A 13,353-nucleotide genomic window follows, 5' to 3' on the forward strand; every position below is an offset into this window, starting at 1 on the left:
CTTTGTGCCCTTTCTCCTCCAGGGCAAGAAAAACCGGGCGCCCTCGCCCACAGGGGAGAACGCCCGGTCAGTAGATTGACCAGAGAAGGGGTTTAGCCCTCAACACCCAGCTTTTCGAGAATCAGCTCGCGCACGCGTCCGGCATCTGCCTGACCGCGGGTAGCCTTCATAACCTGGCCGACCACGGCGCCAGCGGCCTGCACCTTACCGGCGCGGATCTTATCGGCAACATCGGGCATAGCGGCCAGAGCCTCGTCGATAGCAGCGGTCAGGGCCGAGTCATCAGAGACGACGGCCAGGCCGCGCTTCTCAACAATCTCAGCCGGGCTGCCCTCACCCTCGATTACGAAGCCGAGTACCTGGCGGGCAATCTTATCGTTAATCTTCTTACCCTCAATCAGCTGGTTGAGCTCAACGATAGTAGCGGCGGTTGCACCGGTTTCGGTCAGCTCAACCTCGCGCTCCTTGGCGATACGGGCAATCTCGCCCATCCACCACTTACGAGCAACTGAGGCGGGAGCACCGGCGGCGACGGTCTCTTCGATGGCGTCCATAGCACCGGCGTTGACCACGTCGCGGAACTCTTCGTCCGAGAAGCCCCAGTCGGCTTTGAGGCGGCGGCGGCGCTCGGCGGGAGGCTCGGGCAGCTCGGCGCGTAGGCGCTCAATCCACTCTTCGTCGGTGACAACCGGAACCAGGTCAGGCTCGGGGAAGTAACGGTAGTCGTCGGCATCAGACTTGGGGCGGCCACTGGTGGTCTCGCGGGTGTCTTCGTGCCAGTGGCGGGTTTCCTGAACAACCTTTTCGCCTGCTTCGAGGACGGCCGCGTGACGCTGAATCTCGTAGCGCACCGCACGCTCAACCGAACGCAGGGAGTTGACGTTCTTGGTTTCTGAGCGGGTACCGAACTCGGTGGAACCCTTGGGCATGAGCGAGACGTTGGCGTCGCAGCGGACGTTACCGCGCTCCATGCGGGCGTCGGAGATACCCAGGTTCTTGACGATTTCGCGAATCGCAGCCACGTAGGCGCGGGCCAGTTCAGGAGCCTTGTCGCCCGCACCCACGATGGGGCGGGTAACAATTTCAATCAGGGGAACACCGGCGCGGTTGTAGTCGACCAGGGAGAAGTCTGCGCCCTGAATACGGCCAGCGGTGCCGCCCTTGTGGGTCAGCTTGCCAGCGTCTTCTTCCATGTGGGCACGCTCGATGTCGATGGTGAAGACGGTGCCGTCCTCCAGCTCAACGTCCAGGGACCCATTAGCGGCGATGGGCTCATCATACTGGGAGGTCTGGAAGTTCTTGGGGGTATCGGGGTAAAAGTAGTTCTTGCGTGCAAAGTGGCTAATGGGTGCGATCTCGCAGCCCAGTGCCAAGCCCAGCTTGATAGCGGATTCAACAGCCTTGCCGTTGACCACCGGCAGCACACCGGGCAGGCCCAACGAGACGGGGGTGATGTTGGTATTCGGGGTATCGCCGAATTCGTTGGGGGCGGCGTCGAACATCTTGGTCTTAGTGTTGAGTTCTACGTGAACCTCGAAGCCAAGTACGGGGTCGTACTTCTCCATGGCTTCTTCAAACGACAGGATTTCGTCAGACATTTACTTAGCTCCCTCGAAGTCAAAGTCACGAATCAGGGCGGCGGTATCGGGCAGCTGCTCGTGCAGGTAGCCACCCCACTTAGCGGTCAGCAGGGCTTCCAGGCCAGCACCGGCGCGGTAGAGGCGGGCATCCTCGTGGGCAGGTGCGGTGAACTGGATACCGACGGGCAGCCCGTCCTCATCTGCCAGGCCACCGGGAAGGGACAGGGAGGGCACACCGGCCAGGTTGGTGGGTACGGTGGCGATATCTCCCTTGTACATGGCCATGGGGTCGCCCTTGGTCTTCTCCCCTAGCTTGTAGGCGGTGGTGGGAGCGGTGGGGCTAATCAGCACGTCTGCAACCTCAAATGCCTTGGCGTAGTCGCGCTGAATCAGGGTGCGCACCTTCTGGGCTGAGCCGTAGTAGGCATCGTAATAGCCAGCGGACAGGGCGTAGGTACCCAGGATGATGCGGCGCTTGGCTTCTGAGCCGAAACCTGCGGCACGGGAAGCTGCCATGACACGTTCGATGGTGACATTGCCTTCTTCAGGCAGCTTACGCAGACCGAAGCGGACGCCGTCGTACTTGGCCAGGTTGGATGAGACCTCGGAGGACATAATCAGGTAGTAAGCCCCGATTGCTTCCTTGACGGAGGGCAGGGAGACCTCAACGATTTCTGCGCCAGCTTCCTTGAGCAGCTCCAGAGACTCATTGAAGCGGGCCATAACGCCGAGCTGGAAACCCTCGCCGGTCAGTTCCTTGATAACGCCGACGCGCAGGCCCTTGAGGCCACCTTCAGCGGCACCGGCGCGGGCGGCGGCCGCGTAGGCGGGGACGGGCTCATTCAGGGAGGTGGAGTCCTTGGGGTCGTGACCACCAATGACCTCGTGCAGCAGGGCGGTATCGAGGACGGTGCGGGCGCAGGGGCCGACCTGGTCCAGGGATGAGGCCATGGCGATGACGCCATAGCGGGAGACCGAGCCGTAGGTGGGCTTGACGCCAACCGAGCCGGTGACGGCTGCAGGCTGACGAATGGAGCCACCGGTATCGGTGCCCAGGGCCAGGGGGGCCTGGAAGGCAGCTACTGCTACAGCGGAGCCACCGCCGGAGCCACCGGGAATACGGTCTAGGGCCCAGGGGTTGCGGGTAACACCGAAAGCTGAGTGCTCGGTGGTGGAGCCCATGGCGAACTCGTCGAGGTTGGTCTTACCCAGGATGGGCATACGAGCTTCGCGGATCTTCTGGGTGACGGTGCCGTCGTAGGGGCTCATCCAGCCCTCGAGCATACGGGAAGCTGCGGTGGTGGGCTGGCCCTTGGTGACAATGAGGTCTTTAACGGCGATGGGGACGCCTGCTAGGGCAGGTAGTTCTTTGCCGGCGGCACGGTCTGCATCCACGGCGGCAGCAACTTCCAGGGCCTCTTCAGCGTTGAGGTGCAGGAAGGCATTGAGGCCGCTCTTGCCGGCTGCGCGGTTTTCTGCGTCTAGGGGTTCACCGTCGGTGGCGATGATGTGGTCGATGTAGGCCTGGGTTGCTTCAACAGAAGTCAGTTCCCCTGCGGCCAGCTTGTCAGCAAGTTCTGCTGCAGAAAGTTTGATGATGTCGTTCATGCCCGCTCCTTAGTCTTCGTCCAAAATTGCCGGAACCTTGAACTTGCCGTCTTCGGCGTCAGGGGCACCCGAGAGAGCTTCTTCAGCGGTCAGGGTCTCACCCACCACGTCTTCGCGGAAGACGTTCTTGAGCGGGATGGGGTGGCTGGTTGCCGGGATATCGTCTGAGACGGCGTCTGAGACTGACTTGACGGATTCTACGATGACGTCGAGCTCAGCGGCCATAGCAGCCAGCTCTTCATCAGTCATCTCGATATGAGCCAGCATGGCAAGGTGTGCCACCTGCTCACTCGTAATAGCAGACATAATCACTTCCACGAGTTAGACATAGGTTTTCAGTCTCTATCTTAGCCCGCCAGCGGGCATAACACGATTTAAAAAAGAATCGTCCCCTCACCTGTGCAGGTGAGGGGACGATGGTGTGAGATCAGAGTCCGCTAAAAGTCTCAGTGCCTAAGAGGTCTTACTTAGCGGGGATGGTCAGAACCCAACCGATTTCAATCAGGTCAGCGTCCTGAATCAGGTCAGCGTTAGCTGCCAGTACTTCGTCCCAGCCGTTGAAGCCGTGAGCGTAAGCAATTTCTGACAGGGTGTCGCCAGCCTTGACGGTGTAGGTGTTAGCTGCAGGTGCTGCTTCGGCAACAACCTCTGCTGCGGGTGCAGGTGCAGCTTCGACAGCGGGGGCTTCCACAACAACAGGAGCTGCTGCAACTTCAGTTACCTGGGTTGCCTGGGGGGCAACAGTGGTGGTTGCTGCGGGGGTTTCAGCTACAGCTACAGCTGCGGGTGCGCTGCTGGTGCCGTAAGCGTAGAGGTTCAGACGAGCGGAGCATGAAGGCCATGCGCCCCAGCCCTGCATCTGAAGGAGGTTTTCAGCAACGCGGATCTGCTCTGCCTTTGAAGCAGCTGCGGGGTTGCCGGTGCCGCCTGCGGCTGCCCATGAGGACAGTGAGAACTGCAGGCCACCGTAGTAGCCGTTGCCGGTGTTGATGGACCAGTTGCCACCTGACTCGCACTGTGCGAGAGCTTCCCAAGCTTCGAGGGGAGCGGCGTTGGCTGCGGGGGTAGCGGCCAGACTTGCTGCTGCTGCGCCACCGATTGCAAGTACTGCTGCTGAACGACGAATGTTGGAAGTCATGAAATGCTCCGTGAGGCCACCTTACGCTCTTCCCATCCCTGGGCGTCATTGCATTGCCGTCTACCCGTAATCGTTGAGTGGATTATTTGAGGCTTTACCCTGTAGACGGCATCAGGTGTGCGGTAGAGCCCAGCATGCGCCCACAGCTTCCACTGTGAGCTATAGACCGTCGTACCTTTGGTTCGACGGTCGTTTTTTGATTCGTTGATAACGATAACGTAACGATTTCGGCTTTGCCAACCCATTTTTGAGACAGAACACTCACCACGCCTGTCACAGAGACCCCCATCACCCTAGAGGGCAGCAGGTTTTAAAGACAAGCTTGTATCACCCTTAACACCGGGGCAAAGCGCATATTTCTGCGGGTTAAGAGAGTCACACACTACTCACCTGGCAGGAGCTTGTCTGTTTTTAAGTCAGGTTGCTAGGCCCTTAAAAATTTCTTAAATTTTCTACCACTCACCCCGTGGCGAACAGGGGTATAGGTCACATTTAGGTCACAGAATCAAAAAATCCTGTGACCTGCCTGTGACCTAGCCGCTAGGTAAGGGCCTCCGGCCCCTGTGCCAAAAGCGCCTCAAAACCTTCTTCATCCAGCACCATCACACCCAGCTGTTCAGCTTTATCGAGCTTAGAACCAGCGGATTCACCTGCCACCAGATAGCTGGTCTTCTTCGACACCGACCCCGAGGCCTTTCCACCGCGCACAATAATGGCTTCTTTCGCGCTATCGCGGGTAAAACGAGCCAGGGTTCCAGTCACCACGATGGTGAGGCCTTCAAGAGTGCGTTCAATTGAGGCATCACGTTCGTCCTCCATCCGCACGCCGGCTGCTGCCCAGCGATCCACGATTTCGCGGTGCCAGTCTTCAGCAAACCATTCCTTGAGGGAGCTAGCAATGATGGAGCCCACTCCGTCAACACCTGCCAGGCGCTCCTCGCTAGCTTCACGAATTGCGTCCATCGACCCGAACTCGGTCGCTAAGGCCCTAGCCGCGGTGGGCCCCACGTGCCGAATAGAGAGGGCAACCAGCACCCGCCACAGGGGTTGGCTCTTTGCCTTATCTAGCTGCTCAAAGAGCTTTTCGGTATTGCGGGTAGGGGCACTCGGCTTCTTCGCGGTACCCCGCGTATAGAAGTAGGGAACCAGCTCAGTTTTGCCGGTGGGCTCCCCCTTGACCTTTTTCTCGCGCTCGATGCGCACATCGGCCAGGTCCTCAGCGGTGAGATCAAAGAGGAAGGCTTCAGAAATAAGCGGGGCCTGTTCAGGGGCAGCCGGGTTGGTCAGGGCCTTAGCAGCCTCATAGCCTAGAGCCTCGATATCGAAAGCACCGCGCCCGGCCAGATGGTTAACGCGCTCGGTGAGCTGGGCGGGGCAGGAGCGGGCATTGAGGCAGCGGATGTCTACGTCGCCGTCCTTAGCGGGCGCCAGGGGCTGACCGCAGGAGGGGCAGTCGGTGGGCATCACGAATTCCCGTTCGCTGCCATCGCGCAGGGCCACCACGGGCCCCACAATCTCGGGGATGACGTCCCCTGCCTTGCGCAGTACCACGGTATCGCCGACGAGCACGCCCTTGGCCTTGACTACATCCTGATTGTGCAGGGTCGCCATTTCAACCGTTGAGCCAGCCACCTTAACCGGCTCCATCACGCCGAAGGGGGTTACGCGGCCGGTACGGCCAACCCCCACCCGGATATCGAGCAGCTTAGTGTTGACCTCTTCGGGCGGGTACTTGTAGGCCACGGCCCAGCGGGGCACGCGGGAGGTGTAGCCCAGGCGCTCCTGGGTGGAAAAATCATTGACCTTAATAACGATGCCGTCGATTTCATGTACCAGGGAGTGGCGTTTTTCGCCGTAGGTTGCAATGAATTCAAGAATTTCTGAGCGGCTAGTAAGCAGCTGGGAGTAGGGGCTGACGGGCAGACCCCACTCCTGAAGTTGAGTGTAGGTTTCGAACTGGGTGTTGATATCCAGGCCGGTGCGAGAGCCGATACCGTGCACAAACATACTCAGGGGGCGCTCGGCGGTCAGGGCGGCGTCCTTCTGACGCAGGGAGCCTGCTGCCGCATTTCGCGGGTTGGCGAAGGGGGCCTTACCCTGTTCAACCATCTGCTCGTTGAGGGCCTTGAAGTCAGCCGATGAGATAAAGACTTCACCGCGAATTTCGATTTCTTCGGGGTGGTTGCTACCGGCGAGCTGGGTAGGGATTGAGGCGATGGTCAGGACGTTGTGGGTCACGTCTTCGCCGGTGGTTCCGTCGCCACGGGTGGCGGCGCGTACCAGCTTGCCCTTGCGGTAGAGCAGGTTGACCGCCAGGCCGTCAATCTTGAGTTCGGTGAGCCAGGTGGGGCGAGCGCCCGTCATCTCTTGGGCGTTGGTTTCGGCGCGGTCTAGCCAGGCACCGAGCTCTTCGAGGGAGAAGACGTCTTCCAGTGAGTACATGCGGGCCAGGTGGGTAACGGGGGCAAAGGCTGCTGAGGCTTCGCCGCCGACTTCCTGAGTGGGTGAGTCGTTAGCAACCAGTTCGGGGTGCTGGGCTTCTAGCTTTTCGAGCTCACGGTAGAGAGCATCGTACTCGGCATCCGAGATGGTGGGGGCGTCCTTGACGTAGTAGCTCTGGCGGGCGGCCCGAACTTGATCAACGAGCTGGGCGTAGCGCTCCTTGATATCAGCAGCTACGCCCTGGCCTTCGACCAGGTCGCGATCAACGCCGTGGACGGTTTCTTCTTCTACACCGGGAAGGTCTTTGTTTTCACTCACCCTATCTATTTTGCCCTATAACCTCCCCGGCTGAACTTTAGCCGTTGATACCCCGGTGCAGTTCTTTTTCAGAGTGGAACTGTTCTTCTTCGGTGGTGGAGGTGTGGGGGTAGTCGTAGCCGTCAATGTTGGCCACAATCTCGTGGGCGTCGGTCTCAGTCAGGGCTTTGAGCTCGGCGGCACGGGCTTCGGCGTCCTCTACGGTTATAGCGTCTGCCACGATTACGGTGATGTTGTCCCGTCCGCCTGCGCGCAGGGCAGCCATCTGGAGCACGTCCGCCGCATCCTGGGGGTGCTCGACGGTAGCAAGTACCCTGGCCATGTAGTTGTGGGAGAGTTCGCCAGAAAGACCGTCGGAGCACATCATCAGGCGGTCGCCCTCGCGGGCGGGGATAACCCAGAAGTCGGGTTCCCAGTAGTTACCGGTACCCAGGGCTCGGGTAATGACGTTGCGGCGGGGGTGGGTCAGAGCTTCCATAGCGGTAATCTGTCCGGTGTCGACCAGGTACTGCACCTCAGAGTGATCTACGGTAATCTGTTCCAGCTCTAGGCCCTCAACCGGCCCGTTAGAGATAGAGAGGGCCTCTTCGGCCTGGGCTTCTTCGGCCCGAACTAGGCGGTAGGTGCGGGAGTCGCCCACGTTGAAGATAAACCACATCTGCTGCTCCCCGATGTGGGTGAGCCAGGCACCGGTAACGGTTGTTCCTGCTCGTAGATCAAGGGCGTTTTTGATGGCCTCATCGGCTTCACCAATGATTTCCTTGATCTTATCGAGGGTTTTGAGGATCTGGCGGTTGAGGGCGGAGGTTTCTTTGCGGCGCTTGCGCAGGCGGCGTCCGCCCGGTTCATCACCGAGCGCTTCGCTGGCAACCTCCTGCCGGAAAGCTGCCTCTTCTTCTTCGGTCATGCCACCGGGGCGGGTGAACATCTGGGCGTAGGCCAGGGTGCGGGTGCACAGGCGCGAGGCAACTTCGCCCTTTTCGTGCCCACCCATGCCGTCGGCAACCACGCAGAGAGTGCCTGCAACGACCATGGAGTCTTCGTTGTTGTCGCGGTACTGGCCTACGTCGGTTGACTTGCCCGCGTAGATAGTGAGGTTGGGGGCGGTGGTCATTCGAAATCGATCTCCAGTTCATTACCGATGCCCGGGGTAATTGCCACGGGCCTAACGTTGCCAAAGCCGCGCACGTTGCGCACGCCTTGAGGGATGAGCACAAAACGCTTGTCGTCTTCTAGGGCTTCAGCGGTGGAGGCGTCAGTGAGGACGACCCCGGGTTCGGTCAGCGCGACCAAGCGGGAGGCCAGGTTGACGGTGGGGCCGTAGATGTCACCCAGACGCGGTAGCACCCTGCCCCAGACGAAGGATACGCGAGCTTCGGGGAGCTGGGGGTCTTCGCTGATAAGTTTTGAGAGGGTCAGGGCAATACGGGCACCGTCTTCGGGGGATTCGACCAGGTACATGACCTCATCCCCTACCGTTTTAATAATGCGCCCGCCACCTACCGCAATGACTTCGGCGCAGCGCTGCTCAAAGTTCTTGACCAGGCGGGCCAAGTTGCGCTCGTTCATTTCGCGTGAGAGTGAGGTGTAGGAGACCAGGTCAACAAAACCTACGCCGCGGGCTAGGGGCAGGTCGTTGTCTGCTAGGTCGGTGCCGTCCTCTTCGTCGCGCAGGGCCAGGCGCAAGATAGCCGAGTTGAGCATGCGGCGGTAGCCGTAAACGGTGATGTCTTCTAGGTCTTCAATGAGGCGCGGGAGGAGGCTCAGAAGCTTGCCACGGGCTTCGGTATCGGTCAGGCCGCCATTGATGACCATATCTTCTACCAGGGCCTCGATCTGCCAGACCACCATGCGGTCCATCATCTGCCCCACAGAGCGGGTGAGGGACAGAGCAGCTTCTTCGGTAAGTTTGCCCTCTTTAATAAGGGAGGTAACCGTGGTCAGGGCCTTGCTGTCGGCGTGGGTAAAGTAGGCGTCGTCGTCGGTGAGTTTGGGTAGCCCCAGGGAGCGCCAGATTTTACGGGCGGTGAGCAGGGGCACCCCGGCTTCGTCGGCCACCTCACCGCGTTTCATGCTGCGGTTTTCCCCCAGAAGAGCGCGTTCAAGTTCCAGCACGCCCTGTCGGGCTTCGTCGCTACGGTAGAGCTGGCTTTGCACGCGGTTATGGTGGTGCCTGCTCCGGCTGGGTGCGGTTCCGGCCTGTTTGGCGGGGTCGCTACCGGGGGCTGACTTCTCCACTGGAGTCTTCCTTCTCTTGGTTAGTGCTGCGTGGTTCTAGAGGTAGTAAGGTCTAGGGCTGGCACGGCGAGTAGTTACCTACTTCAAGAATACCCAGTTGCTGTGAGCCAGGCTACGGAATGTTCACCACCCGCTAAGCGCCATCGCCTATTCTATGCCCGCCGTCACCTTTTTTCGAACCCAAACAACCTGTTTAGGGTTATCAGACAGATATTGCGGGTTTACACTCGGTAGCGGGAGGTAGACCCGCTCAACAGAGCTCGCTGGGTCTCTTGAATCTCCCGACTAAAACGTTCAGGGTCGGGCACGGCCCGCAGCACGTGCTGCACCCCGCGGGCATGCACAGTCAGGGCAGCAGCATTGGTTAGCCCCATCAGGCGCCGGTGCCCCACACTCACCCCTTCAATTTCAGCGAGCGGAACACTGACGTCCTGACCGGGGCCCCAGCCCCACCTAATCACCAGTCGGCCATTAGTGAGCAGATAGCTGGTGTTCACCCAGCGCGCCACCCCTCGCACGCCCAACCAGACCAGCCACAGCGCAAGAGCCAGGGCCAGGTAGCGCCAGACAGGGGCACCAACCCCCAGGGCAGAGGCGAAGCTCCAGGCCGTCATAGCAAGAAAAAAGTAGGTCAGAGGGCGCGCCAACAACACCCCGTGGGCGCGCGTTGCGGCAAGGGTGTGTTCTGCGGGGTAGAGGTCGCCTCGTAGTTTCATCACTGGTGAGTCTATCGATGCTTCCTGAAGATTCCCCGATATTTTCCGGGATGGGCGGCTAGCGCCCGTACCCCTGGGGGCGCACGTGCACCACGTCCCCCACGGTGAAGCTTCGCTCCTCGCCGCTATCGGAGCGGACAACCAGCTCCCCTTCTACGGTTAATTCAACCCCGGTACCCCTAAAGGTCTCATCCCCGGGTAGGTGAATAGTTAAGGTTGTACCCAGGGTGCTCATCCGCTGCCGCAGACGGGTCAGCAATGAGGATTCGCTGGCAGAGGCATCTGCATCGAACCCGGCAGCGGCGAAATCTCCGTAGTAGCGGGCGAAGCTGGTAGCTAAGACCGTCAGCGCCCGGTTCAAGTCAACCGGCTGCCCAGATTCTAGTAGGGCGCTGGTAGCGGTAGGGACGGGCAAATCTTCCCGCGCCAGGTTCAGGTTGAGCCCAATACCCACCACAACCGAAATCTGCCCCTCCGGCTCAATCACGAGCTGTGCCAAAATACCGCAGGCCTTACGGTTACCCAGCAGCACGTCGTTAGGCCACTTAATAGTAGGGTGCAGCCCTGAGAGCTGCTCAAAAACATTGCAGGCAGCCAAGGCAGCTAAAGAGGTAAACCAGTGATAGTGGTCAGGCGCAACCCTGTTGGCCGGGTTAACGTGAGGACGCACGATAAAGCTGGTTGCCAAAGCGGCCCCAGCCGGGGCCACCCAGACCCTATCCAGGCGTCCTTTCCCCGCGTTCTGGTCTGTGGTGGAGACCAGCGAGAGCTCCCCATAACTGCGGCGCACCAGGGCATCCCCCACCAAAATCTGCCGGGCATACTCATTGGTTGATCCCACCGAAGGCAGAAGCTCTACCCGCTCAAACCCGCTCACATCAACCAGGTCAGCCTGAAGGTGCCCCATGCACACTCCTTATCTCACATACTAAGTTTTGACCGCTATTCTACGGGGTCGCACTCAGGCTGATCGGCCTAGCGGTGCAATACTGGAACTGTCTAACCCCTACGAAAGGTTCTACCATGACCGTCTACGCTGTGCAGTACTCCTACGGCCCCGCCGACCTGCAGGCTGAGCACCGCCCCGCCCACCGCGAATACCTGGCCCAGCTCCACGAAGAAGGCAAGCTGCACGCAGCCGGCGCCTTCCTCGACGGCGACCCCGCAGGCGCCCTGCTCATCTTCGTTGCCGAAGACCGCAACGACCTCGACCGCATTATTGCGGCTGACCCCATGAGCACCGGCGGCGTACTCACCGGCTACACCGCGCGCGAATGGAACGCTGTGATTGGCAAGGTCGGCAAGTAAGCAAGAAGCACTAGAGCTGAAGCAGGCTCACAGCGACGCTGTTGGCTCGATGGAGTGAGCGGGTGCGTCAGCACACAAGAGCGAACAGAATCCGCCGCAAGGCGGGGCGTGAATCGTCGGTGATGAGCACCGAGATTCCGAGCGCGCGAGGAAAATAAATCTCGGTGCGAATCTGGCGAGCTTGCGAGCCAGCTAGCGAACCAGCGAGAGGGTCGACAGCGAGCGTGAGCCTGCTCCAGCTCCCCCGAAACACCCTTATTTAGAAAAATCGCTCAAAAATCCCAAGAATACTTGGTTGGGGCGGGGCGGCAGATCTATAGTTGAAAAGAATGACCCTTATCCCAGGTCACCCCACACCATTGACCCACAGCGCACGAGGCAGGCACAGCATGAGCGAGAACCCCACCACCGTTGCCCACGATTTGACCACTACCGCCGGTAAAATCGCTGACTTCTACGCTCGCCGCGAGCAGACCCTTGCCCCCACCGGTCAGGGCCCCGTCGACCGCCAGCACGAACGTGGCAAGCAGACCGCCCGCGAGCGCATCGAGATGCTACTTGATGAGGGGTCCTTCGTGGAGTTCGATGCCCTGGCTAAACACCGCACCACGGCCTTTGGTATGGAGAAGAAGAAGCCTCTGGGCGATGGGCTGGTCTCAGGGTACGGCACCATCGATGGCCGCCTGGTTGCGGTTTATTCCCAGGATTTCACTGTCTACGGTGGTTCGCTCTCGCAGGTCAATGGTGAGAAGATTGTGAAGGTACAGAAGTTCGCTCTCAAGAATGGCTGCCCCATTATCGGCATTAATGACGGTGGTGGCGCCCGTATTCAGGAGGGCGTTGCTTCGCTGGCTATGTTTGCCGATATCTTCCGCATGAATGTACGAGCCTCGGGCGTGATTCCGCAGATTTCGGTGATTATGGGCCCCTGCGCCGGTGGTGCGGCCTACTCCCCCGCCCTGACTGATTACATCGTGATGGTCGATAAGACCAGCCACATGTTTATTACCGGCCCCGACGTCATCAAGACCGTGACCGGTGAAGAGGTCGATATGGAGACCCTGGGCGGTGCCCGCCAGCACAATGCGGTGACGGGTACGTCGACCTACTTGGCTGAGGACGAAGAGGACGCCTTTGATTTCGTCCGCGAGCTCGTTGAGTTCCTGCCCTCCAATAACCTCACCGAGACCTTCCCCCTGGATCACGACCAGGACCCCGAGGTTGCCGTTGATGATCTTGACCTTGACCTACTGATTCCCGATTCAGCTAACCAGCCCTACGATATGCGGGCTGTGATTGAGTCGGTGGTTGACGATGGCCATTTCTTTGAGATGCAGGCCCTCTATGCCCCCAACGTGATGATTGGTTATGCCCGGATTGAGGGTAAGACCGTGGGTATTGTGGCCAACCAGCCCATGCAGTTCGCTGGCACCCTCGACATCAACGCCTCTGAAAAGGCCGCCCGCTTCGTGCGTAACTGCGATGCCTTCAACATTCCGATTCTGACCTTTGTTGATGTGCCCGGCTTCCTGCCCGGCACCGACCAGGAGTTCAACGGCATTATCCGCCGCGGCGCTAAACTGCTCTACGCTTATGCTGAGGCGACCGTTCCGCTGGTTACCGTGATTACCCGTAAGGCCTATGGCGGGGCCTACATCGTGATGGGCTCGAAGAAACTGGGAGCCGATATCAACCTGGCTTGGCCCACCGCCCAGATCGGCGTGATGGGGGCCCAGGGCGCGGTCAATATTCTCTACCGCCGCGAACTGGCCGCTGTGGCCGAAGAAGGTGGCGATGTTGAGGCCAAACGCGCTGAACTCATTGCTAAGTACGAAGAGGAGCTACTCAACCCCTACCAGGCTGCTGAGCTGGGCTACATCGACGAAGTCATCGCCCCTTCCGAGACTCGCGTGCGCATCATTTCTTCTCTGCGGGCCCTGCGCGATAAGCGCGCAGCCTCCCCCGCTAAAAAGCACGGCAACATTCCGCTGTAAGGGGTAGGTAG

At 59.9% G+C, this 13,353-nt stretch carries 11 protein-coding genes; 2 read left to right on the plus strand and 9 right to left on the minus strand.

Going from position 1 to position 13,353, the window contains the following annotated elements:
- Positions 1–92: 92 nt before the first annotated feature.
- The 9 genes from gatB to QM007_RS08645 form a co-directional block, all read right to left on the minus strand.
- Positions 93–1,598 (minus strand): Asp-tRNA(Asn)/Glu-tRNA(Gln) amidotransferase subunit GatB, encoded by a 1,506-nt coding sequence (gatB, locus tag QM007_RS08605; protein WP_283489577.1) that lies wholly within the window; start codon positions 1,596–1,598, stop codon positions 93–95.
- Entirely contained in the window at positions 1,599–3,188 is a 1,590-nt protein-coding gene (gene gatA, locus QM007_RS08610) for an Asp-tRNA(Asn)/Glu-tRNA(Gln) amidotransferase subunit GatA (RefSeq protein WP_283489578.1), read from the minus strand.
- Between the two features lie 9 nt (positions 3,189–3,197).
- Complete coding sequence (gatC, locus tag QM007_RS08615; RefSeq protein ID WP_237197368.1) at positions 3,198–3,494, minus strand: Asp-tRNA(Asn)/Glu-tRNA(Gln) amidotransferase subunit GatC; 297 nt, start codon at positions 3,492–3,494, stop codon at positions 3,198–3,200.
- Positions 3,495–3,651: 157 nt separating this feature from the next.
- A complete protein-coding gene (locus QM007_RS08620; protein WP_283489579.1) occupies positions 3,652–4,326 on the minus strand; it encodes a LysM peptidoglycan-binding domain-containing protein in 675 nt (224 codons plus the stop codon).
- Between the two features lie 540 nt (positions 4,327–4,866).
- Complete coding sequence (ligA, locus tag QM007_RS08625; RefSeq protein WP_283491022.1) at positions 4,867–7,023, minus strand: NAD-dependent DNA ligase LigA; 2,157 nt, start codon at positions 7,021–7,023, stop codon at positions 4,867–4,869.
- A gap of 100 nt (positions 7,024–7,123) precedes the next feature.
- A complete protein-coding gene (locus tag QM007_RS08630) occupies positions 7,124–8,200 on the minus strand; it encodes a PP2C family protein-serine/threonine phosphatase (RefSeq protein ID WP_349361471.1) in 1,077 nt (358 codons plus the stop codon).
- The gene (locus QM007_RS08635; RefSeq protein WP_283489580.1) at positions 8,197–9,324 is read right to left on the minus strand and encodes an adenylate/guanylate cyclase domain-containing protein; all 1,128 of its coding nucleotides are present in this window, start codon (positions 9,322–9,324) and stop codon (positions 8,197–8,199) included. The genes QM007_RS08630 and QM007_RS08635 overlap by 4 nt, the downstream gene beginning before the upstream one ends.
- A gap of 221 nt (positions 9,325–9,545) precedes the next feature.
- A complete protein-coding gene (locus tag QM007_RS08640) occupies positions 9,546–10,040 on the minus strand; it encodes a PH domain-containing protein (protein WP_283489581.1) in 495 nt (164 codons plus the stop codon).
- 58 nt (positions 10,041–10,098) lie between these two features.
- On the minus strand, positions 10,099–10,947 hold the full coding sequence (locus tag QM007_RS08645) for a biotin--[acetyl-CoA-carboxylase] ligase (protein ID WP_283489582.1): 849 nt from the start codon (positions 10,945–10,947) through the stop codon (positions 10,099–10,101).
- A 116-nt stretch (positions 10,948–11,063) separates the two neighbouring features.
- Between QM007_RS08645 and QM007_RS08650 the strand changes: the two genes are divergently transcribed.
- Positions 11,064–11,348: a YciI family protein gene (locus QM007_RS08650; RefSeq protein ID WP_283489583.1), complete on the plus strand. Its 285-nt coding sequence runs from the start codon at positions 11,064–11,066 to the stop codon at positions 11,346–11,348.
- A 389-nt stretch (positions 11,349–11,737) separates the two neighbouring features.
- The gene (locus QM007_RS08655; RefSeq protein WP_283489584.1) at positions 11,738–13,342 is read left to right on the plus strand and encodes an acyl-CoA carboxylase subunit beta; all 1,605 of its coding nucleotides are present in this window, start codon (positions 11,738–11,740) and stop codon (positions 13,340–13,342) included.
- Positions 13,343–13,353 lie beyond the last annotated feature (11 nt).

The sequence above is a fragment of the Rothia sp. SD9660Na genome, assembly GCF_030064065.1.
Taxonomy (GTDB): domain Bacteria; phylum Actinomycetota; class Actinomycetes; order Actinomycetales; family Micrococcaceae; genus Rothia.

Bases quoted from the DNA above. Each gene is read 5' to 3' on its own strand.
- gatB (WP_283489577.1), bottom strand. From the start codon at position 1,598: ATGTCTGACGAAATCCTGTCGTTTGAAGAAGCCATGGAGAAGTACGAC.
- gatC (WP_237197368.1), bottom strand. From the start codon at position 3,494: ATGTCTGCTATTACGAGTGAGCAGGTGGCACACCTTGCCATGCTGGCT.
- QM007_RS08620 (WP_283489579.1), bottom strand. From the start codon at position 4,326: ATGACTTCCAACATTCGTCGTTCAGCAGCAGTACTTGCAATCGGTGGC.
- QM007_RS08650 (WP_283489583.1), top strand. From the start codon at position 11,064: ATGACCGTCTACGCTGTGCAGTACTCCTACGGCCCCGCCGACCTGCAG.
- QM007_RS08630 (WP_349361471.1), bottom strand. From the start codon at position 8,200: ATGACCACCGCCCCCAACCTCACTATCTACGCGGGCAAGTCAACCGAC.
- QM007_RS08655 (WP_283489584.1), top strand. From the start codon at position 11,738: ATGAGCGAGAACCCCACCACCGTTGCCCACGATTTGACCACTACCGCC.
- QM007_RS08645 (WP_283489582.1), bottom strand. From the start codon at position 10,947: ATGGGGCACCTTCAGGCTGACCTGGTTGATGTGAGCGGGTTTGAGCGG.
- gatA (WP_283489578.1), bottom strand. From the start codon at position 3,188: ATGAACGACATCATCAAACTTTCTGCAGCAGAACTTGCTGACAAGCTG.
- QM007_RS08640 (WP_283489581.1), bottom strand. From the start codon at position 10,040: ATGAAACTACGAGGCGACCTCTACCCCGCAGAACACACCCTTGCCGCA.